Source organism: Croceitalea sp. MTPC5 (assembly GCF_036985505.1).
Lineage (GTDB): Bacteria > Bacteroidota > Bacteroidia > Flavobacteriales > Flavobacteriaceae > Croceitalea.
In genome coordinates this window covers 682,146-705,748 of the sequence record NZ_BTGQ01000002.1, presented here as the reverse complement: position 1 = coordinate 705,748, position 23,603 = coordinate 682,146, and the positions used below count along the sequence as shown (strand labels likewise).

General features: G+C 39.2%; 17 protein-coding genes. 3 read left to right on the top strand and 14 right to left on the bottom strand.

The window, feature by feature from the left end; genetic code table 11:
* Window positions 1-9 precede the first annotated feature (9 nt).
* From AACM45_RS08245 to AACM45_RS08180, 14 genes are all read right to left on the bottom strand, one after another.
* Complete coding sequence (locus tag AACM45_RS08245) at window positions 10-702, bottom strand: hypothetical protein (protein ID WP_339141963.1); 693 nt, start codon at window positions 700-702, stop codon at window positions 10-12.
* Window position 703: 1 nt separating this feature from the next.
* A complete protein-coding gene (locus AACM45_RS08240) occupies window positions 704-1,429 on the bottom strand; it encodes a hypothetical protein (RefSeq protein WP_339141962.1) in 726 nt (241 codons plus the stop codon).
* 68 nt (window positions 1,430-1,497) lie between these two features.
* Window positions 1,498-1,797, bottom strand: coding sequence for a hypothetical protein (locus AACM45_RS08235; protein ID WP_339141961.1), 300 nt, complete (start codon window positions 1,795-1,797; stop codon window positions 1,498-1,500).
* 467 nt (window positions 1,798-2,264) lie between these two features.
* A complete protein-coding gene (locus tag AACM45_RS08230; protein ID WP_339141960.1) occupies window positions 2,265-2,828 on the bottom strand; it encodes a tetratricopeptide repeat protein in 564 nt (187 codons plus the stop codon).
* Window positions 2,828-6,532: an RHS repeat domain-containing protein gene (locus AACM45_RS08225; RefSeq protein ID WP_339141959.1), complete on the bottom strand. Its 3,705-nt coding sequence runs from the start codon at window positions 6,530-6,532 to the stop codon at window positions 2,828-2,830. Before AACM45_RS08225 ends, AACM45_RS08230 begins: the two co-directional genes overlap by 1 nt.
* Window positions 6,533-6,623: 91 nt before the next feature.
* Complete coding sequence (locus AACM45_RS08220) at window positions 6,624-12,293, bottom strand: PKD domain-containing protein (RefSeq protein WP_339141958.1); 5,670 nt, start codon at window positions 12,291-12,293, stop codon at window positions 6,624-6,626.
* Between the two features lie 38 nt (window positions 12,294-12,331).
* A complete protein-coding gene (locus AACM45_RS08215) occupies window positions 12,332-12,982 on the bottom strand; it encodes a hypothetical protein (protein WP_339141957.1) in 651 nt (216 codons plus the stop codon).
* Window positions 12,972-13,505 carry an OmpH family outer membrane protein gene (locus tag AACM45_RS08210; RefSeq protein WP_339141955.1) on the bottom strand — a complete coding sequence of 178 codons (534 nt, stop codon included), beginning with the start codon at window positions 13,503-13,505 and terminating at the stop codon, window positions 12,972-12,974. Before AACM45_RS08210 ends, AACM45_RS08215 begins: the two co-directional genes overlap by 11 nt.
* A gap of 46 nt (window positions 13,506-13,551) precedes the next feature.
* Window positions 13,552-14,967 (bottom strand): hypothetical protein, encoded by a 1,416-nt coding sequence (locus tag AACM45_RS08205; protein WP_339141954.1) that lies wholly within the window; start codon window positions 14,965-14,967, stop codon window positions 13,552-13,554.
* A gap of 7 nt (window positions 14,968-14,974) precedes the next feature.
* Entirely contained in the window at window positions 14,975-16,072 is a 1,098-nt protein-coding gene (gene pilV, locus AACM45_RS08200; protein ID WP_339141953.1) for a shufflon system plasmid conjugative transfer pilus tip adhesin PilV, read from the bottom strand.
* A 7-nt stretch (window positions 16,073-16,079) separates the two neighbouring features.
* Window positions 16,080-17,459, bottom strand: coding sequence for a hypothetical protein (locus tag AACM45_RS08195; protein ID WP_339141952.1), 1,380 nt, complete (start codon window positions 17,457-17,459; stop codon window positions 16,080-16,082).
* Window positions 17,460-17,463: 4 nt separating this feature from the next.
* Entirely contained in the window at window positions 17,464-18,435 is a 972-nt protein-coding gene (locus tag AACM45_RS08190; protein ID WP_339141951.1) for a hypothetical protein, read from the bottom strand.
* Window positions 18,432-19,637, bottom strand: a complete 1,206-nt coding sequence (locus AACM45_RS08185; RefSeq protein ID WP_339141950.1) for a hypothetical protein — start codon at window positions 19,635-19,637, stop codon at window positions 18,432-18,434. Before AACM45_RS08185 ends, AACM45_RS08190 begins: the two co-directional genes overlap by 4 nt.
* A complete protein-coding gene (locus AACM45_RS08180; RefSeq protein ID WP_339141949.1) occupies window positions 19,634-20,845 on the bottom strand; it encodes a hypothetical protein in 1,212 nt (403 codons plus the stop codon). The genes AACM45_RS08185 and AACM45_RS08180 overlap by 4 nt, the downstream gene beginning before the upstream one ends.
* Window positions 20,846-21,280: 435 nt before the next feature.
* Here AACM45_RS08180 and AACM45_RS08175 point away from each other — a divergent pair, with 435 nt between their 5' ends.
* The 3 genes from AACM45_RS08175 to AACM45_RS08165 are packed head-to-tail and all read left to right on the top strand — an operon-like array spanning window position 21,281 to window position 23,603.
* Window positions 21,281-21,703 (top strand): hypothetical protein, encoded by a 423-nt coding sequence (locus tag AACM45_RS08175; protein WP_339141948.1) that lies wholly within the window; start codon window positions 21,281-21,283, stop codon window positions 21,701-21,703.
* Window positions 21,703-22,191 (top strand): hypothetical protein, encoded by a 489-nt coding sequence (locus AACM45_RS08170; RefSeq protein ID WP_339141947.1) that lies wholly within the window; start codon window positions 21,703-21,705, stop codon window positions 22,189-22,191. The genes AACM45_RS08175 and AACM45_RS08170 overlap by 1 nt, the downstream gene beginning before the upstream one ends.
* A complete protein-coding gene (locus tag AACM45_RS08165) occupies window positions 22,191-23,603 on the top strand; it encodes a GspE/PulE family protein (RefSeq protein ID WP_339141946.1) in 1,413 nt (470 codons plus the stop codon). Before AACM45_RS08170 ends, AACM45_RS08165 begins: the two co-directional genes overlap by 1 nt.

The window sequence follows — 23,603 nt, the reverse complement described above, 5'->3', positions numbered from 1 at the left end:
CTTTGACAATTAGTTAATGGTAAAGCTGAATGTTGAACTGTTTTCACTTTCATTGCCGGCTGCATCAAATGCCCTTACCAGCCAGAAAAAGGTGCCTGAGGAAAAATTTGCGGCATAGGTTTTATTTGCCCCAATATCACTACCCACCAAGGTTTCTAAGTTCTCATCAGAGAAAAAGTAAATACTATCGCGTTCTGCCGAGCCCGAAATATCCGTTCTTGTCCAACTAAAATTGACCAGATCATCATCTTGTATGGTTCCATCGGTAGGAGCGACTAGTTGTGGGGTATTGGGCGGGGTAGCATCCAAATCCTCATCGCCATTTACTTGAAAGGCATTGGTGAAGAAAGCGGTCTCAAAGCCCCCGTTCAATGCTTGTACCCGCCATTCGTATGCACCATTGAATAAGGTCTGTGTGATCTGCGTGCCCACATTGCCCAAGCTGTCTACTGTGATAATGCTATCGGCAAGAAACTGTTGGGCATTTCCAAAATTGGGCTGTGCCAGTTGAAACCGGTACAATCTTGCTTCGTCTAGAGCATCCCAATTAAAGTTTACGGTATTTCCGGTCACTACCGTACCCTCTAAAGGGGCAAAAATGACAACGGTTTCATTGGAAATGTCCGGGGATTCCAAAATATCTTCACAACTTGAAAAGATAAAGAGGGCCATCGCATACAAAAGAACTTTTTCAATCTTCATTTTAGAATTTTAGATAGGCTTTGTCCGATTTGATTTTTGAGGCTTTCAAATAGGTATTCCTAGGGCATTTTAAATCTTCGTCCACGATATTTTCTATCCGCAATCGGTGGTATTGATCTTCACCCCAACAAAAAGCACTTAGTCCGTAATCAAAAATAGGAAGATCTTTTAATTGGTAGGTTCTTTCCACATCATCCATATAGAGTACCAAAACAATGTTGTTCAATTTATCCTTTTTTAGTGCTGCCCCGTTTATGGCCAAAAACTCCTGTATTTCCAATTCGGTCAACGCTAGGTCTACTGAGGTCACCAAGCGGTGGTCGGGATCTAGGCTCAGATAGTCCCGCATTTCCCCATGCGCATCGTCATTGAGCATATGGGCGATGTCAATCTTGTTCTGTACCTGTAAGCGTATGTATTTGGGTTTGTATCGTAGCGAGTCGTTATAGGGTATGGAGTTGATCTTGGCAGCTCGGTGCATATGCCGTGCATAGGTGGTATAGCTTTCGATATTGAACGGTAATTCTTTGACCTCCACTTTTAACGATGTCCATTTGGGTATGCCAATTTGCTCGGCCGCATTGTACGACATATCCCCTGTTGTTTTAACAAGGGTTCCCATCAGGGGCAAATTCAGTAGTGCTTCTTGTTTTTTAGCCTTGTATGCCCCACATCCTAAGATGGTTAGCGCCAAAACGTATAGCAGTAATTTTTGAATAGGGTTCATGCTTAAAGAATTATCTTAAAAGTAACGAAAATTGTTTGTTCAAGGGCCTTGATTTTTGGGTTTTATGATTATCGTTTCAAGGTAAAATGCCCTGTCATTTGATGATGGTTGCTATTGAATATTAGGCTATGGTTACGATAGTAAACGGTGCTACCATCGGTGCGGAATAATAGGGCGTTATTAAAATCAGAGGTGACCGCACGGCCTTCTTGGGTTACCAATGCCCTATCCGTTAATGCTATTGGTGTGCCCGTATTACAATCGATTCCAGCGCTTGCCCCAAAATACCAAATGGTGGCTTCTTGTTGGGTATACCCAAAGCAACAAATAAAAAAAGTGATTGCTACGACAATTATTTTTCTTGGCATAAAAATCAATCAGTACAATTAGTACCAAGATTCGTTTTTATACCATTCAAACCTTGGCTATTAAAAATTCTTATTTATTACTCTTTTTCTAGCGATGTTATCGTTTACTTACACCACCTCTTATTAAAGATTAATTCTGATAAATAATGCCATAAAGTCTGTCGAAGACTGGCGTTAGCCGTACCCTTGCTTGAATATTCTTGAAACAACGAGGCTTATTCTTATATTTTTTCCAAAAATCACCATATTACTTTTGTACTCTATTTATAACATTCTTTGTTGCTATTGCTATGAACCAAATATTACAGACTAGCGTTATCGATTATTAAGGGGACAATGGGGACCCGTTATTACAGCAGCTGGATGGAAACAGAAAAACCACAGCCCCCTCCCAATGTCGTTACTTATAAAAGGTTCAAGCGTAATCTTTGTACTAGTACCCAGTTCTGCTTGCGCCAGCTTGTAAACTAATCTTTGTACATTAGCTGAATTGATTTTAAAATATCATTTTCAGGATTTGCTTTTATATATTTTTCTATTCTTTCTTTAGCCAAATCTTTTTTTCCAATTTTATCTAATAGATTAACAATCTGTATTTTTATTTCCAAGCTGTCTTGGAATTTTTTTTCCATATCAATTTGAATGTTTAGCGCTTTATTGAAATAATATATTGAAGAATCTTTATTTCCGGACAGCTCATAAATAGTCCCTCTTTGCGCTATAAAAAATGGAAGTAAATTACCATTTATTATTGCTTTTTTATTAATGGATAGTGCTTTTGAAAAATCTTTCTTATAGAGGTGAGCTAATACTACATATTGTAAAGCGTAAGTATTTGTTGAATCACAATTTAGAACTTTGTTGAAATTACTAATACTTAAATCCAGTTTATCGGTATTTAAATCTTTGTCCTCAATAAAATTGTTTAGATTTTTAAAAGCTATGCTGTTTGTTTTTTCAATATCACAATATTTATTGTTGCATGAATATAAAATAAACACAGTAAAAAAAATAATATGTATTTTTTTCATTATTCTCCAAATAAAGTTACTCTTCCACCAAAAGATAAGCCTCCAAAAATTGGATCTATCCCTGCTGGAATCCCTAATTTTGTGCCTATATGAGCTCCAGGCTCATTACCTTTATAGAACCAGTTTAATCTATGTAAACTTATTTTTAATCTTCCATTGTAACTATTCTTTATTCTAAAACTAGTGATTGCTGTAGGCAACATAGATGCATCAATAATTTGAGGTCCTTTTGGTATAGCTAATGAATTTGCTAATTCTCTTGTTTCAGAACTATCGTCAAATTCAATCTTTATGGATGAGGAAATAACCCCATTTGATCTCCCTACCCTAGGATCAGAACTTTTAGAACCTAACGAAACTCTGAAGTTGTAATCAGAAGGGTTAACACTACTAATAGATTTATTTTTACTCACTATTAAAGATAGATTGGAGTGCAGAGTAGTTGCTATAGCTGGATCTGCTCCAAATTGAGCAAATGTAGCATCTGGCTTGCTAAAAACTTCAAAATTCCCATTTAAATTTCGTTCCCAATCAAAACCATAAACTAATTCCACTCCATCAACTCCTTCGACTCCTGTTCTATCAATACCAAATTGTCCTGATTCATTTTCAAAAATTTCTCCACCCCCACCATTAAAAAACCTATACAAAAAGGCTCCAATCCATGTGTCAAAACCACCATCAGGATCAATTCTAGAAATTGGATTGTTGCCAATCCCCAAGTATGGTGAACTATACTGACCATAAGGATCCGTAGTCAACCACCGCCCAATCCTACCGTCCCATAAACGTAGTTCGAACGCTTCCTTACCAGTTTCAGAATCTTTTTCTTGCCCCTGAAAAGCATACCTATAGCTGTTTGCGTCCACTGAGTTTCTGCCTGGCATTGGCATACCAAAGGGGTAATAATCATTGTAGTTTTCATTGGTAGTATTATTACCACTCTTTTGAAATATAGCCCTCACATTGCCCAGATGGTCGGTAAGTTGGTAGGTAGTGCTGTTGCCCTGCCTGTTGTACACTGCCAAACGTTGGTTACCATAAATAGGCTGTTCTTGTAGGGTGCTATTATTGTATATGGCCATGATAGTGCCTGCTACGTCCCTTACATAATATGTGGTCATGTTGAGGTTGCCACTGCCATCAAAGCTCTCTTTCTTTACCCTTTGGTTGCGGTCGTTATAATAAAATTTCACTAATGTTTGATAGTACCTTTTTATCTCCGTTACCAGACCATTGGTATTATACGTATAAATAATGTTCTCTTGACTGTTATAGGTCAATTGCCCGATTTGGTTATAGCTGTAGTTGTTCCCATTCTGGTCCGCGATATCTTCTGCACCAGCGACATCTCCGGCGGCATCATCGACCCGTAGCAGTTGGTTGGGGCCGTCTTGTGGGGTCGTCTTATAGGCATAGCTAAGGTCGTCCATCGCATTGCCGCCCGTGGCATCTTTGTTACGCTTTAGGCTCTGAATATTGCCATTGGCATCGTACTCGATTCCCGATACATCATAATCCCCATCGGCATTGCCGCTGCCGCTGCCCAATTTGGCACTGAAGTAACTTCCTGATTGTGCATGGAAGCCCGGTTGTAGTGTAATACTGTTACTTGCTTCCAAGGTGGTGCTACTGCCACTATTATAGATACTGCTGTTGGTGATGCTAGGTGGTAGGTTACCCGCTCCCGCTCCGCCAAAGTCCGCTGCAGTAATCCAGTTGTTCCTATCATAACTATAAGCATAACTTGCCTCGCTCCCAAACATAGCACTGCGCCATCGTATGCCCTTGATGTTGCCGTTGAGCTGGTCGGTACCGTAAGTTGGTGTGGTAATGTTGGTAAGGTTCCGCTTGTAATCATCTTCATGGTAATCTACCTGTATTCCAAAGAGGTCGTTCGTATCTCCGCCAGGGTCATTGCTACTATTAAGACTAGGGTGGTTTATCCCCTTTAGCTGCCCAGCCAGATTGTAGACATAGTCCGTGCCCTGTGCGCCACCGGCTAGTTCTGTTCTTTTTAATGCGCCTGTCTCATAGTACTCATATTCTGCATGGGTGGTAAAGGTACTGTTGTTGGTAGATGTTTCTACTTTGGTGAGTTGGTCTACTGCATTATAGGTGTATCGGTGAACGAACTGCTCTGCCGATACCCCTTTCTGATAGATGACCTTGGTTACCAAACCTGTAAAAGCGTCGTACTCGTAATCTATCGTCTTAGTGCCTAGCCCTTGTATCTCTTGTACCAACCATTCTACACGGCCGTAGATGTCATAGCTGTACCAGGTTTCGCTGTTCTCGTTCTTGGTATAGGCGACATTGCCAGCAGAAAAATTCAAAGTAGGGTAGTTTGATTGTCTGGAACCTAGGTTATAGGTCTCATTGGTATCATCATACTGGGTTATTGTCCAATCATAACGTTGTGTCTGCAATCCATTATCAACGGATAAAGTGCTAAAACTGGCATTTACGAAACCACTGCCTATAGGTCGACCAAATTGATCATAGTCGGTATACGACACTTCGTTTGCCACCTTTTGTTTACTGTTCTGTGAGTAACGTATTTGACCATCTTCACGGTACTTGAACCAAGCCTCGCCATGGTCGGGACTTTTGGAATACACCAATTGCCCAAGTACGTTGTATTGATATGTTGTTTTGGGCTTGGTCAATTTTGAATTACCCAATGGCTGATAATTGGTAATAAGCCTGCCTACCTTGTCGTATTCGTTTAGGCTATAATCGTAATAATTCTCTTTGTAAGTGACCGTAACCGGATTATTGATATCATATTCTTCGGGATTATTTACCGACACCCTATAAAAACCATTGGCAAGACCAGTAGAGGGGCTTACGGTGGTCTCTGAAATTAAATTGTAGGTTGTGATCGAATTACCATTGCTTGTTACCGTAAAGCCCATGCTGCTGCCTTTTGGCACATGGATATCAACAAAACCCTGTTCATTGATACTGATACTTTGGGTACGGGTGCTACCTAAAGGTCCACTACGTGCCGCGGCCAACAACCTGCCATCACTGTCGTTGAACACCACATTCTCGTTGCCATGCACATCACGGCTCACGGTCTTTAACAGTTTATAGTCGGGGTCACTGTATTTGGCCTCGCCGAAAGCAACGGACTGTGCCAGTTCGCCTCCCGCCCGCATGGTGAAGCTATGACGCTGTGGCCACTGCCCATTAACCTTATTACCCCCAATGGCCTTCAACGGCATGCCAGGGTCAAGGTTGCTAAAAATAGTACGTGAGAATGGATATGACGTTATGTCCATATAACTGTTGCCAGGGTAGTCGCTGTCATCATTGGCGGTACTGTAATAGTTGCCTAGGGTATTTGCTGCATTACCCACCGTGCTGGGGTTCTCGGGGTTTGCCTCAAAATCAGCTAGGTTATAGGTGTTGTTTCCCGAATCGCGCATGAAGCTACTACGGTACCCAAAGGTTGTACCGACCGGTGCGCTCAAAGTGGTCAATGCTGCACGGCCATGATAATCGTATAGGGTCTGGGAGGTCCATATCTTATTGGTCAATAAATCTTTGCTCTGGACTTGCTGTAATCGACCTAAGATATCAAAAAATGATACCCCTCGACCTTTTACCTGTCCATTCACATCGAAACGCTCTAAACTGCTCCAATTCCTTCCTGTGCCCAAATTTTCGAAACTGTCTTGACCGTAGACGGTATTCATAATTAAAAAAGTGAACAAAACAAACAAGTGAAATAAATTTTTCATAATACCTAAATATCTTTTATTAATCCTATAACCAATATTCATAACGCTAATAATTAATAGTTACTGAAGAAGTTGCATTACCACAATTTCCAGGTTTTTTTACTTGTAAAGTGACTGTTCCAGCACTTCCGCCAGATGAGGAAGAAATACTTAGGTATGCACTCACTTGACCTGAACTAGGAAAAACCCCGGCAGAAACATTGGAAACACTGCCGTAACCGGGTAAGTTGCTGCCTACTCCATTAACCGATACATATCCCGTATAACCTGAATTTGTTCCTCCAACACTAGCACTATAGGTGATAGGTTCTCCTGGGGCTCCATGTAAAGTCAAGTTTTTGCTGCTTGAATTAGAACTATTGGTGGTGAAGTAGTAGGTAGGGACCACTGTTAATACATCTGTGAACGATTGGCTATTACCACTAAAATCCGTTAAAATAAGTGTGGCCGTTTTATTCCCTAAACTAGTGTAGCTGTGGGTGAGGGAAGACGGGGGATTGTTGGTGCCATTTTGCGAGGTACCGTCACCAAAATTAACCGACCAATTGGCTACGCCACCAGAACCTGTAAGACCAAAGCTAATCGTGCAACCTACCGAAGCAATATCTCCATTCGGAACAATACTACCGGTAAGGTTGCTACAAGTACCAACGTTTCCATCTTTGTAATACAGTTTGTTTTTGCTAATTATTTTAAATCCACCCGTCAAACCGCTTTGGTCAGCAATTTCAGCATACGTACTACATAGTTGCCCCGCCTCGTTATATACATATTGCGTTGCCAAATTACTGGCGCCAAGAATATGCGTCAACTCATCCCACTCGTTGTATACATAACTTGTCATAGAAGACCGTGCGGGATGGATCCTAAAATCATCATAATAAGTGGTACCTGAAGAAGATGTTACGTAAATGGTTTTGTTAGAAGAACTTAAATCTACATAATGGTTGAGTAGAACCCATTGTCCTGCTATAATTTTCTCACCATTAAAAGTTTTAAGACTGAGGCCATCATAAACCCTAGCATTGTTATAATTGTCTTTTGATGCCCATACCGAAATTTTATATTTACCCGAATTATGACCAGATAGTGTCGTCTTAAAACCTTGTTCTGAGGTAACCTTTATAGCATAACGGCCCGTATGGGAACGTTCTAGGGTTTGGCCTACATCATCTATGCCACCATCAAACAGGCCAAGTTTAACATACTCTGCACCACTATAGTATGCTCCATTTAATGGGGCGTTAGCCGTTGCAATGACTTTGGTGTGATCATCACCCATTCTGGTAGAAGCCCTATTACCATTGACATCTTCAATTTCTAATGCCATTGAATAAGGGTCATACTGATTAACTTTAGAAATTAATCTCCAATCTGAGCCAGAAGATTGAGAAGAAGAGGTATTCCAATTAAAGTTGTCATAATCGCCTGAATAGGATATAAATTGGCCGTTACTATCCATATTGCCATCCCATACATAATTCTGATGTTTGTGCCAAACATTTTGACTAACTCCACTAGAAATGGTATAGCTATTTGATTTCCAGGTGTTAATACTGGCACCTACTAGGTTCCATACATTATTATTTTTAATGTAACTCTTTTTCATGGCCTCTTGAGTCAGCATATTTTTATTTGTGATATCATCCGTTTTACCACCCATTGCATAACCACTTACGTCATAAGGGTAAAAGTTATAGGCGGGTATTTTTTCTTGTTTAACCTCAGTGCCATCACCTAGCAAAGAATGTGATTCTAGAACTTGCCCCGTAAGGAAGTCGTGTTTCACAAAACTTGTTGTTGTTTCTATGTTTTTTTGCAAAAATGTCGTTTGTTCAATCACGCTAGGGTATTCAACTCTGCTGGATGAACTTATGTTATAATTAGGATTCGATTGGTTCAAATCACCATGTCTACCATAAGTTTTAAAAGATTCTTGAACAATCCCTTGTGACTCATCAAAATCAGAAAAAGATTTAAATTTATTTAAAGTCTTAGAAATCAGTTGATTGTATTTGTTGTATGTTTGAATGGATCTCAACCTACCTAAACTGGCCAATTTGTCGTGTAATGTGTATTTATACACCCTGTCAAAAGAGGTGAAATCGTTGCCGATACTTTGTTCTTTTACCACTTTAAAGGCCTCACCTAGGCTGAAGTGCGTTTCTCCATTATTCATGTCAAGGTTATATGGTTTTAAAACATCGTGTTGATACACGGTTTTTTGAATCATGTTTGATTGACTGTCAAGGTTTATGACGGTGACGTATTCATACATAACATTGGGTGCGGGCAACTCTTCAATGTAGGGAATATTTTTGCCTCTCTCGAAAGGTTCATATGATGTAATTCCCGAGATTTTATCAGTCATTGGACTTCTGTAACCATAGTCTGTTTTATAAGTGTTAATTCCATCTGTTACCGATACCGAAGCAACGCGTATTCCACCACCTGATTTACCATTTGGGTCGTTGTCGGTATATATTCCATCTGTAACACTGAAAGAAATCCATTTCAAACAGGAGCTATTATTTGAAGGGAAATTATAGTTCGCGAGACAGTTTACTACCGGAAGCTGATTATGGAAGCTTAAGTCCGTTGATTCATTTACCCTAAGTTTAATTGAGTTATTTTGATTTATTTCTACTATAGTATATGGAATTACCTTGTTCCAATCTGCAATCTGACCAGCTTGAGTGGTATATTTAAAACCAAGTGCTAAATCTAATTCTGTACCAATTATTACAGAATTTGCAAAACTTGTGGGCACTAGGGAAGTGTCGAAAAAAACGGTCAGTTCATCTCCATTTTTTTGAATATTGGTAATTTCATCAAATTCCCATTTACCGTCGGTCGCATCTGCAGAAAAAGTATAATCTTTGACGGTCTGTATTGTTTTATCCCTATATGCGGCTTCGGCATAAAATGAGTCAGACTCGTATTGTATTTGTATTTTACCTCCTACAGGAGTTGTGATTTCATTTAGGCTCCATGCTTCGGGAATATTGTTGACATAACCCCAAACATCTTGATTGGTGTAGTTATAATTTACCGAAGGCTGTTCGTAGGCAAATTCATAAGGGGGCATAAGGGAGACCCCTTTCTTACCTGCAAATTCCACATTTTTAAGGGAAAGTCTACCACCTCCTGAGGCATTGGAATTGGGTGAGTTTTTTGCCAATGAATAATCATAATTGAAGCGAATTACCTTACTAGCATTACCTTCTAAAATACTATTGTCTTGGATGTCATTGATATCCAAGACACGATCTTCAAAGTGTGAAGAGAAACTGGTGACTTCATTTAGGGAGAAGTAGAGATTTGGAAACCCTTGACCAATTACGTTTGAAACATCAAAATAACCATCATTGAAACTAGATTTACCATTGACTTGACTTATGAGGTTATTGCCAGCGCTTTTAGAAATGTTGTCATATTCATTTTTGACTAGTATTACCTTATCAAGTCGTAAACTTCTTGTCTCGGGGGCATCTACGTATTTAACATATCTTTTTTTGCCAAAATAGATACCCGATGCTAAAGAATAAGTGCTTCCAAAATCTGTGTAAAATGGTCCGGCCGTGTTTGTGAACGCTTCTACTTCACGGTCATCGTAAATTTTTGAGTAGGTATCGGGATCAAAACTGCCTGATCCGTTAAAACGCTGATCAAATTCATTGATTGTTGAACTTTTGTTGTCATTTCGAAGTGATTTTATAAAAAGTGCCGTATGTGTTCTTGTTTTTACTTTATCTAAATAATAGACTTGTTTTCTTCCCCAGAATAATTTATAACCATCATTTCCGGTAAGATTGGGTGAATTTGGAATTTCATGATATCCAGACTTCGGACTTCTCCATACATAGCCATCACTCCATTTGCCATATTCAAATTCTACCCAATAGCCATAATCATTTTTATCAACGCGTCCGTTTGAATTAAAATCGACATAATCAGGTCCAGTTACTGCTGTTAGCAACCAATGGGTTGCATAAGAATCCTCTCTTCTTGACTCAAAGAACTTGCTGTCTGCCTCATTTAATTCTTTAAAATTTTTGTTGAAGCTTTCAAAATGTAAAACCGGAAGGGAATAATGGTAGGTTTTACCATCAACGGTCGTGACTCTAAAGGCACCAATTGCATCATCATCATAAATTGCATTATTCCTGTTTAGTTCTCTTGCCTCGATAAAATAAACACCGGTATTATCATCAAGAATCTGTTTGTTCGTAAAAGATTCTACAAATGTTCCGTCACGTTTCCTATTTCCATTTTTTTTGAAATACCCCTCTGCCGTGAAAGAAGCTGCAAAAGTTGGGTCTGTTTCAGTATCATGATTAAATAAAACATCATTATTGTTAGAAAAAGTTATAGTATAAGGGTCATTTATTTGTGGCCCCACGAACTTTCCAGATTGTATTCTTAATGAAGAACTATTGGTGTTGTCCATGTAGAAATGTAACTTATTACCTAAACTATAAGAACTTGGGTTGCTAGGCATGTCTATTAAATATCTAAAATCTTCATTACCCCTATTAACCAATGTGGCCTCCTCAAAGAACCTAGGACTCAAATTACCCGAAATCCCTTGAGAATTTACCATGTAGTTATCATAATTTGGAAAGGTTAAAGTCTCATAATTAATAAATGCCGGATTAGCACCCACACCTGCATCTGAATCATCAACATGATATTGTTTTACATCCATGATTGAACTAACTTTTTGGTTGTGATTGTCGTCGGTTTCGATAATAGCATATGGATTTAGAGAACCACTTACCTTATATCTTGTGTTTTTAAAGAGTGAGTATTCAAATCTTGTATGTTGATAACTTACCCAAAATATTCCCGTATTTATACCAAAACCTTTGCTAATTATATTGCTATAATAATCACCCTGCGAAGCAGATGATAAACTTTGATTACTGGAGCTGATACTCGCGATTCGACCAGATAATCCATTTTGAGAGCTCAATGATATTCCTGAGGCAAATTTTTTAGAGTTTGCCGAAACACTAAATTCTTTTGATGCAAAACTTTTTGAAACAGAAATACCTAGACCATTAGGGTTTATTGGTTTTCCCGTATCCGCATTATATCCTGAAGGAGTATATGAAATCGAAATTCCTTTGTCTGAGGCGTTTAGTCCAACAGGCCCTATTCCCGTACCTACACCAAAACCATTGGATCCAAAACTGAAAGAATTACCAGCATAGCCAACTATGCCTCCCCAAGATCTATTTGCTCCCCAAGATTTACTTACTCCCAGGGTAATTCCATTTGGTAATGTTCCACCAATTGTAAATCCATAAGTGTTTTGCTGACCACCTTCATCATATAAGATTTCGTTAAAACTTGTTGTATTCCAATCATCTGGATAGCCATTTACTGATCGATTTATCGCTCCCGGATTTAAGTTCCAACCCAAACCTACCCACGAAGCTTCTTGGTCCATTGCAATACCTGCATGGTAAGCTAAAGATAGTGGATACCCTCCCTCGGGAGAAGGGACGTTCATTAATGGTAGTACATAACTTAAATCACCCGTAGCTAAGTTGACCATATCCGTGGCATCAATAGGTTCAAAACTCGCTGCCTCTGGAGCCGTAGGCCCACTGTTTGAAGCAAAAAGCATATTTACCGGTAATATGCTTGGTAAGAATGCCAATGTCAAAAACACCGCCATTGTCTTGTGGGAGAATTTGGTCTTTTTCATTTTCAGATTTTTTTTCTTGTTGCTTTTGGTATTCATAATCATAGGGTTTGGTCAAATGTTAAACGGGGTTCTTCTAAGATGGGTTTTGTTGGTACTTTAAAGCCCACTTCACCAGTGAAGAAGCCTAAATCTTGTACGGTAAAATGAAAGAATTCATTTTCAAACAAGGCCCTATCTTTAGGGTAAACCAAGAGTATATTGGTGTTGTTCGACATGCCATACATTCGGGGGTATATGTAATCTGCCAACGGCACAGTATCACGACTTTTGCTTACCAGGTATATTTTGTTGTGCATCTCAAAGGCCAATTGGTTGACCATGGCCCCAAAATTATTTTTATTGCCCGCTTTGCTATTTAAGAGTTCTTGATTGTTTGCACTCATACTTAAATTGAAATAGAGGTATTCCCCATATTTTTTTCGTAGACTGTCAATGGTGTTTTTATCATAATTGTTGGTCAAAGTCTGTTTGACCAGCACATCAGTAGGGCGATAGGTTAGCGTGTATTTTAGGTTCCCTATCTTTTTTTCATGGGAGTAGCCATTTTCTACATCTTTGACATAAGACCATAGTTCTTTTTCAGAATCAAACTTTTTTTGACAGCCACTTGTACTGAATAGTATTGCCAAACAAAAAATACCTTTTGATAAAAACCCAGACACCTTAAAATATGTCTTATTATTTTCCATTGTAATCTGCATTAAGTCCTTCTAAAATGATTGGTGTCAAGTCTGAAGCATCGCCGGCATACATAATATTACCACTACCGCTGGCGCCAAATATTATCGTATACCCTTTTTGCTTGCCATAGTCTTTGACATAGTCATTAATATCATTAATGACCGTTTGCGTCATTTTCTGGTCTTCTTCTTGTATTTGTTTTTGAATGGCCTGTTGGTAGTTGTTGATTTGTTGTTGTTTGTTTTGCAACAGCTCTTGTTTAAGTTTCAACTCTTTTTTGGTCATTGATGACCGTTCTTTTTCGTAAGTTTTCAACTCATTTTGCCAGTTCACCATTAGGCTATCTACATTGGCTTTTAATGTGGTAGTTTTTTTATCAAAAGCTTCTCGCTCCTTTGCTGTACGATCATAGCCCTCGACGAGCTTATTGATATCAACATATACCAAATCAGATTTGGACTGTGAATAAAAAAAGAGAAATACACTTGCCAAAAGTGCCAGTATTGAAATTGGTAATGCGAGTTTGTTCATAAAATTAGTTTCTGGTTGTTTGCTTGTAGTTGTTGGTTTTCTGTTTTTATTCATTTGGGATTCTTAATTGCTTCTCAATTTTCTCTAAACGTTCTACTAAACCTAGGTTAACGGTTTTTTGGTTTTGAAGTTCTTTCTGTTGTTGAATCGTGTAAAGTGTCAACTCCTCTATCTTCTCCAAGAGGAGTTTGTTCATCTCGCCTAGATGTATACCGTTTTCTTGTACTTCCTTAGCAGACGGAATGTTAATCAGGTGCCCTTTTTCCTTAATGTGCTTTTCCACCTCTTTGAGTGATGGAAGGGGGTAATCTTCTTTAAAGACGTAATCGGCCCAACCCGTTTCTACTTTGACCTCTTTGGCTCGAATATTGCCATTTACGGCAAGTTTGTAGCTTCCGGGGTTGGTTGTGCCGATGCCAAGATTACCATCAAAATATGAGATTTGGCCATTGCCCCTTAATTGGGTGTCTCCCCCTAAAGAGAGGTAGCCATATTCGCCGTTGGCATTATCAGCCAGGTGTAGGTAAATTTTCTGCGCATTGTTCTTTTCCGATATTATCAATCCTCTATCCACACTAGGGTCATCATCTTGTTTGATTTCCAAAGGTGCATCTGGGAGACTGGTGCCGATGCCCAGTTTTGATCGATCCATATAAACATCATCTTTAAACCTTGTCTTAAGCCAATTGTCAAGCCCCCATGAAAAATCATCATTGGTCTCGAATTCAACAACCGATCCTATTTTTAGCTGTGAGTTTTGATTGGGCATCTCTATATAGCTGAACAGTTTATTATTTTGCCCCACAAAACTTCGAACACTTATATATGGGGAGTTGGGCTGAATGGTGTTGTTCCAAAGTTCGATTCCACTACCAGAGTAACTATGCATCGCAGAAGATTGATGATCTATTCGAAGATTTCCGAGAAGGTTTAATTTGGCATTGGGATTTTGTAATCCAATACCAACATTACCAGAATCGTAATAAATATTCTGACCATTGACTATCCAAGGGCTATTTCCGCTAGATGGGGTGTTCGTTTGAAAAGTAATAGTAAAGGAGTCATCTCCAACAAGGGTTCCATTGGCACCATTAGCACTCCAGTATTCAACCGTAAAATTGATGGGTACCCCTATATGGTTCGGCAAGGTGATCCAACTATAGTAATCCCCTAAATAGTCTCCATTAAACGCGTAGGGAGGCGTACTTTCTGTTCTGCCTTCGTTAATACTTGTTAGAAATCGCACACTCTCCACTATTACGCCATTAGGTGGTGTTGCAACAATGTTCAAACTGTCACCAACAGTATCAAGATAATACGTAGCCCCATCTGAAATATTGAGTATGGGCTGTTCGGTCACCGAATTATAGAGTTGTACCGTACCGAAGTCAATTTGGGCATAGATGTCCGATTGTTGAAGGAACAATGTTACAAATGTGGTGTATAAGAAAAGTTTTTTCATAAGTATGTTATTTAGACTCTAGTATTTTTATTCTTTTTTCTTGTTCAATGATGTAAAGTGTCAACTCCTCAATCTTTTCGAGCAACAATTTGTTCATCTCACCCAATTGCAATCCATTTTCTTCGACCTCTTTAGCTGAGGGGATATTGATCAGGTGGCCTTTTTCTTTGATATGCTTTTCGACTTCCTCAAGTGCGGGCAGGTCATAATCTTTTTTGAAGACATAATCGGGCCAACCAATTAAATCTACTTTAACCTCTTTGGCGTGGATGTTACCGTTGACGGCAAGTTTTGAATCTGGAGCGTTAGTGCCAATGCCCACATTGCCATTATTTACAATGACTATGTCATAGGCATGGTTGTTTACCCTAAAAATCATACTGTCAAAACTGTGTTCATAATGCATGCCCCCTACATACGAGTCATCGGCATCCGAAAAACCATAATAACCAACTTTGTTTGAAGGACTTAATAAATTGACCATAGTGTTATCATCATCTTCAATCGTTAAATCAGAAAATGAGTGGTGGCTACCTGATGATGAACCATTGGAAACGGTAAGTTTTGTGTTCGGGTTTGTTGTGCCAATACCGACTTTACCATCTGGCATGACCCGAAATCTATTGCCGCTAGGGCCAACCTCGAAAACCCCATCCGTTCTCATGGTTCCGGAGTTATGATAAAAACTCTTGTTTCCATAAGTGCGAATCCACGTAGCGTCCTGCATAAAGAAACCCCCTCCATGGTCTTGAAAAAGAATACCTCGATTCTCCTTTACCCTTAGCCAGCCATGATTGGCATAAAGCTCGCCTTGAAAATGAAAATCACCTTGTGTATTCAATGAGGCAATCGGTGTTTGGCCACTTATTCCCCAAACCCATCCTCTGTCGGGATCATCGTTCATATTCATCTTTATACTGTAATCATTGACCCCACCGTACTTATATTCAGAGGTGTTGCCCATGTGTATCTTATAGCTTTCACTGCCATTCCAAAACCTGAAACCATAACCATTGCCTGCGGTCGTATTATAGTAATTTTGGGTCTGGCAAAAGCCTGAATATGTAATCAGGACAGCCATTAAAATGAAAAGAATCTGTTTCATGGTTTGTTCATTCATCTTTTAATGTTTCAAGTTTTTCTAATATTATTTGGTTGGTCTTTTTTATCCGCTCCAGTTCCAAATTGAGTTTTTGATTGTTCTTTCGTTGCGACTCCAATTCTTTTTGTTGTTGAATCGTATAAAGCGTCAACTCTTCAATCTTTTCTAAGAGCAGCTTGTTCATCGCCCCTAATTGCACGCCATTTTCTTCGACTTCTTTTGCTGAGGGGATATTGATGAGATGGCCTTTTTCTTTGATGTGTTTTTCAACTTCGTCAAGTGTAGGCAAATCATAATTCTCCTTGAAAACATAATCTGCCCAGCCACCAATCTTCACCTTAACTTCGTCTGATGTTAATTTTCCTCTAATACCTAAATCTCCATTAATACCATTTAAATACATAGAATACTGACTAGGGTTTTGAGCATGTGAACGACCTCGTCCCCAATAAAAATTTCCATTTGTATGCATGCCGAACATCAATTCGTCAGCTGCCCCTGGATGAAATACAATGGCGCCATGCCCTCCGTTTATAAATTCTATTTTATTTTCAAAACCGTTTGTTGAACTGACAGGGTTCGGAGATCCGATGCTAAGCCCACCTGTTTCCAATCTTGTGAAATTTGTGCTAGTATCTGAATTCCAAAATCGAATTTGCTTTCTATTACCATCATAAAATGTTTTGGCATGCGAACCATCATCATAGGTTGAATTGTAAGGGAAGAGTGTAAAATAATTGCTTTTATGACGTAATACTCCATTAATGGTGCCTTCAACATCGATTCTATGTTGTGGGTTTGTTTTTCCTACGCCCATTCTACCTGATTGGTCAATCACTACAGATGGTGTATTGATACTGTTGCCACTTACGGCAAAGCGTAGTTTAGAACTAGACTCCAATCCACCTCCGTATCCTGAATAGTTGGCCACCAGTCTAATATTATCGCCTCCTTCCCTTTCTACCTGAATTCCTTGAATTCCCGTAAATGACCCTTTAAACAATGCATGGGTAGATACATTGGTATTTACTTCCAATGGATTTTGAGGGTTGGTTGTTCCTAAACCAATCTTATCCATTGCATAAAGATTACCTGCAATTTGAAACTCACCAGAAGTATTGAGGGCCGCTATCGGTGTTAAACCTACAACCCCCCATGTCCATCCTCGATTTGGGGTGCCGCTGCTCATATTAGTTTTAATACTATAGTCTTGTACTGGACCGTACTTGTACTCAGCGGTATTGCCCATATGTATTTTATAGTTATTGTTTGTTCCCCAGAGCCTATATCCGTTACCGTTACCAGCCGTAGTATTATAAAAAGGTTGTGTTTGAGACCATGACAGTGATGTTGCCATCAATACTAGGAATACTAATCTTCTTAAACTCATTATTCTATTCTTTTGATTTTTCTATTGCGATAAGCTTTTTCAACAATTGAATATTTTGGGTTTCGACTGCTAGTAGCCTTTTTTCAATGTCTTTGGTTTTGTCGATTTCCTTCTGCTGTTTTAGAATATATAGGGTCAACTCCTCTATTTTCTCCAAAAGCAGTTTGTTCATCTCGCCCAATTGCACGCCATTTTCTTCCACTTCTTTTGCCGAGGGGATATTGATGAGATGGCCTTTTTCTTTGATGTGCTGTTCGACTTTTTTTAAAGTAGGTAGGTCATAGTCCTCTTTAAAGACATAATCGGGCCAGCCAACTAAATCTACTTTTACCTCTTTGGCGTGTATATTTCCATTGACTGCCAATTTTGAATCAGGGGTTCTTGTACCGATACCTACATCACCGTTACTTTTAATCGTGAATTCTGGTTCTTGTAAATAGTTACCGTTACCGTCCCTGAACTGTTCTTCTTGACTAATATGAAAATCAGGAGTCGACCACCCCCCACCATAGAGTAAACCGGTATGCCATTTATAGTTGCCGTCATCGCCATAAGAGACCAGGGCTCTGTCTTTACCAGCACTTCCCCTAGAAATTCTCAGAAAGGAATTTTCCCGTGCTTCTCCTTTATCTTCAATTCGAATTTCTTCTTCTGCACTAAATTTTCCTTCATCATTTTCAGTTAGTATTCCTCGCCAAGCACTCCACACATCGTTGGTTGGGTCCCATTGTCTTATTTTTAGTTGGCCATAGGGATAGCTAGTTGCTAGTAGTTCGAAATTTCGGTGTTCAACACCTAAAACGGTCAATTTTGTGCCGTAGGGATAAGACCAGTTCAATGTATTGTTGCTGCCAGGGCCCGTTTGATAATATACTCCTGAAGCCATATTGTTTGGAGATAGTGTTTCTGCATATTGATTTTGGCCTAACGCCAAGGCTGAAGCAATCATTAGAATGCATGAGACCAGCTTTTTCATTTTTGAGTATTATTTAAAAGTTTTTCTATAATAATATTTTGGGCTTCATTTTCTTTTTTCAGCTCAATAACGTATAAAGTCAATTCTTCAATCTTCTCTAGTAACAACTTGTTCATCTCCCCCAATTGTACACCATTTTCTTCGACTTCTTTGGCTGAGGGTATGTTGATGAGATGCCCTTTTTCTTTGATGTGTTTTTCGACTTCATCGAGGGTGGGTAAATCGTAATCTTCTTTAAAAACATAATCTGCCCAACCGGTTTCCACTTTTATTTCTTCAGCACGAATTTTTCCTTTTACGGCAAGTTTATAGCCGTCAGGGTCTATAGTACCTATACCAACACCAGAGTTCTTCACGGTCATTTGAACTTGGTCGCCATTAATTAGCTGGATATCGCGATTTGATGATTCTGAACCGATGATCAATGCATTTGCCGTGGTACCTGTTGACTTGGTATTGGCTTGCCCCTCGACCTCAACAAAATAGGTAACCAATGCCCCGTCTTGAACAAAGTGTATTCCTGGGTTGTCATTTTCATTATTATTATCGGTATCAGCCTCAATTCGTAAAATGGCATCACCAGAGGTCTCCGTTGAGATATGTAATTTAGAGGTAGGAGTCGCAGTTCCTACACCGACATAATTCGTAGCGGTATTTATCGTAAGGTTGTTGTAAAAATCAATACCGTTTCTACGCGTGCCTATTCTAAAGATATTATCAGGTTCTGGGCCGCCCCAAGTGTTTTCAAACCCTATATATGCTCCAAGTAGTCCTCCATCTTGAAGTAGTTGAATCCTAGAATTATTGGATTCATTGCTGTTGTTGGTATCCGCTTCTATAAGCAGAACTGCATCACCAGATGTGGCAGTGGAAACATGTAATCGACTTTGTGGGGAAGCTGTGCCAATACCAGTATCTCCATTGGGTTTAAAAACCATTTGATGAATGCCGTTGAACGCAAATCCAATTCCATTGGTTTTATGAAGGTTGATACCATAGTGGGAATTATCCATGGTTCCTATGCTTGGATCTGTAGCAACGAATGAATTGGCAATCCTTATTTCATTGCTGGAAAGAAAAACGGGAGCTACCACCTCATCTGTAGTGCTAATGGTATTGCTGTTGGGATAGGTCCACTGACCATGACTTTTTATGAAAAAAGTAGTGGCTAATAAGGCAAGGATTCGATATTTAGTTTTCATTGCTTGTTCGAGTTTAGTAAGGTTATTTGCCTTTTAAGTTGTTCTAGTTCGTTTTGAAAAAGGGCAGTTTTGTTTTTTAGTTGTTCCAGCTCTTGAATCTTTTGTTCTTGCTTCAGGGTATACAGCGTCAACTCTTCAATCTTCTCGAGTAGCAATTTGTTCATCTCACCTAGTTGAACACCATTTTCTTCCACTTCTTTCGCAGATGGCATGTTGATCAAATGCCCTTTTTCCTTGATATGTTTTTCGACTTCCTCAAGTGCGGGCAGGTCATAATCTTTTTTGAAGACATAATCGGGCCAACCTATCAAATCGACTTTTACTTCTTTGGCATGGATATCACCGTTGACGGCAAGTTTTGAATCTGGAGCGTTAGTGCCAATGCCCACATTGCCATTTATAGTATTGATGATAAAAGTATCCCACCGTAACCCACCCGTATTCGGATATTTGGTTCCGATACCGAACAGGTTTTCCCCGAAATTTTCTGAAAAGCCCACGTTAGCTCCAACAACATCTCCATCTTGACTAAATTCTATTATAGGATTGTCAGACTCATTATTGTTGTCTGTATCTGCTTCAATCCTTAAGACCGCATCACCTGATGTACCCGCCGAAATGTGAAGTTTGCCTTGAGGTGCCTCCGTGCCAATACCCACATTTCCGTTGTTGTTGACATAAAATCTGGATATCCAATCACCAGTGCTCCAATACTTGTATCCTATTTGAAAACTGCCCAAAATATCATCACCTACCCTTAGCTTAACCGTGGAATTGTCATTTGCAATATCTTCACGATATAGCGAAGTATAATCACTATTTGAACCAAAGGTACCATCGACCAAAACGAACCCTTTTGACTGCACTTGGCCATTAATGTCAAGTTCTTCTGTGGGGTTCGTCGTTCCAATACCCACATTACCCGTGTCATCATTGATACGCATACGTTCATTACCCTCGGTCTTAAATATAAGGTCGTTGTTATAAGAAGAGAAGGCATTGGTAGTGGTGTAGATATCTTTGTTGAAGATGATATTCGGCCTATCGGTATAGATATGCCCCCACGAAGTATTAAAAGGGCCTATTTCTATTTTTCCATGATTGGTGGTGAATGTATGCTTGTTGGAGCCGTTATAAACGGATTGTGGGAAAGCAAGCGAACTAAAACTTAAAAATGTAAGAAAAAGGGATAAACAAGGTGTTTTCATTCTGAAGGATTAGTGTTGGTCAAGACCTACCAAAAAAAATCCATCAAAATCAAAACTTTTGTTGAAATGTAAGTTAATGCAACTATTTTTTTAAGAAAGAGATTATTTGATTGGTCGTTCTTTAAAAGTAAGAAAAACTTTTTCTCCACTATTGTAGGGAAACCGTAGAAAATATATGGTTTTTGCACAACAATGATTTTGGGAGATTGGAATATTTTGTTTTTCAGGGAATTAACATTTTTTTAATAGTTGTAAATGATTTACAAATAGACTTATTTAACTTTTTTTTAACGAAAAATTAATTACACATAGGGTAGGCCGGAAGTCTCTTATGATTTTTTTGTTTTGAAAGTAGCAATACAATAGCGTTTCATTTTTTCAATAGCTCAAAAAATGATACCTTAACCAGTGCTAGTTGATAAAATGTAAATTGATATGTCGAAAAAACACAGCCCATTTTTTCAAAAAAAGGTCAAGGCCATCAACCTTCAAGAGACTTTGATTGTGCTTGCTATTATTGGCATTCTATTGTTGCTTGCACTGCCAAATCTGATGCCCTTGATTGCCAAGGCAAAAAGTGTTGAGGCCCAAGTGCAGCTAAAGGCCATTTATAATGCCCAGACCACGCATCGGTACATGTACAGCAAATACACCAACGATATCAATGAACTTGATTTTGAGGCCCCGAAAACGGTAAAGGAGAACGGTACCGCCAATTATGTGTATCAAATACTGAGTGCCGACAATGCCACTTTCAAGGCAAGGGCCGAAGCCATCACCGATTTTGATGGCGATGGGGTGCTGAACGTATGGGAAATCGATGAGAATGGCAATCCAAAGCAAATCACAAAAGACTAATGGGCTCCCTATTGAAAGTAGTTGCCTGTGGGGTGCTCGTATGTATCTTTTATCAAGATTTGAAAGAACGTGAGGTACTCTGGTTCTTATTCCCTTTATTGGCATTTTCGTTGGCCATTGTCCACTATTTGAATGTGGATGAGAGTCTGATTTTCGGCTATTTCATCTTGCTCAATATGTTATTGGTCACGGGCATTGTCCTCTTGTTGTTCTTGATTCATAAGCTTTGGATTCAAAAACCTTTTTTGAACCATAGTTTTGGCTTGGGGGACCTGTTGTTTTTTTATGCCTTCGCAATGGGTTTCCCTACGGTGACGTTCGTTGTCTTGTTTGCAAATTCGTTGTTGTTCTCTTTAGTGGTCTATCCCTTTATGAAAAAATACGGTAAAGTAGCGACGGTTCCCTTGGCAGGATTAATGAGCCTATTCGTATTGACCGTATTGGGGTTGAGTGTATTCATTAAAACGCCTTCACTTTATACTTTTTAATGTTGGAAAGCACTTATAAAATATCTAAAGACCTTATACAACGCATTACGGCGCAACAGGCTTTTCACTATCGTATCGTACCAAAACAAATGAATGATGGTACGCTATTGTTTTTAACGGACACCCATACCCCCGAAGCCTTATTGGGCGAGTTGAAAATTATCATGGGATATGACCTATGTTTAGAAAAAGTGGGTGCCGAGGAGTTACAAAACTTTTTAACCGCCAACTATCGTATTGCCGCGAAACAGGATAAAGAGGCCTTAAGTTTCTCTGCGGATTTTTTGGATAAGATATTGATCAATGCGAAGGAAATCGGAAGTAGCGATATCCATTTTGAACCTTATGAGAACGAATGTCGTGTGCGGTTTCGTTTAGATGGTAAACTGGTCGAACAGTTTGTTATAGACAGAAAAGAATATCCGATAATCATCAATAAAATTAAAATTAAGGCAAATTTGGATATTGCTGAAAAACGATTGCCACAAGATGGCCGCATAAGCCTAAAGTCGATGGGTGACGATTTTGATATCAGGGTGTCAACGTTACCAACCTTATATGGTGAAAAAACTGTGTTACGTATTCTCAATCGCAATACGCAAGATCTCAGTTTAGAGGGTTTGGGGTTTGATACCATTGAGTTGAACGCATATAAAGAGGGCATAAAGAAGCCCAATGGTATTGTCTTGATTTCTGGTCCGACCGGTTCGGGTAAAACGACGACATTATATGCCACACTCAAACTGTTGAACAACAGTACGACCAATATTTTGACTATAGAAGACCCTATTGAATACACACTGGAAGGTGTTAATCAAGTACAGCTCAAAGAAAATATTGGTCTTGACTTTGCCACGTCGTTACGAACCTTTCTACGGCAAGATCCCGATGTGATTATGGTTGGCGAGATACGTGACGTAAAGACGGCCAATATGGCGATTAGGGCAGCACTGACAGGTCACTTGGTACTTTCTACCATACATACCAATTCTGCTTGGTCCACTATTTCGAGATTGATAGATATGGGGGTACCCCCTTTTTTGATTGCAAGCACACTTAATCTTAGTGTTGCCCAAAGATTGGTCAGAAAATTGTGTGACAACTGCAAGAAGCAAGAACGGATTTCAGAACAGCTACTGCCGAAGAATTTTAATACGAGTGAAAAATTGACCGATCATTTCATTCCGATCGGTTGTCCAAAATGCCATCATACCGGTTATAAAGGGCGAAAGGCCATTTATGAAATACTGCCTATAACAAACACGCTGACCAAAGAGATCAAGAACAATTCGCTAGAAATAGATACCTACTTAAAAGATAATAAAATTATTACCTTACAAGACAATGCAGTGCGAATGATAAAAGAGGGTGTAACCTCGATAGATGAAGTATATGCCCTACTAACCAACTAG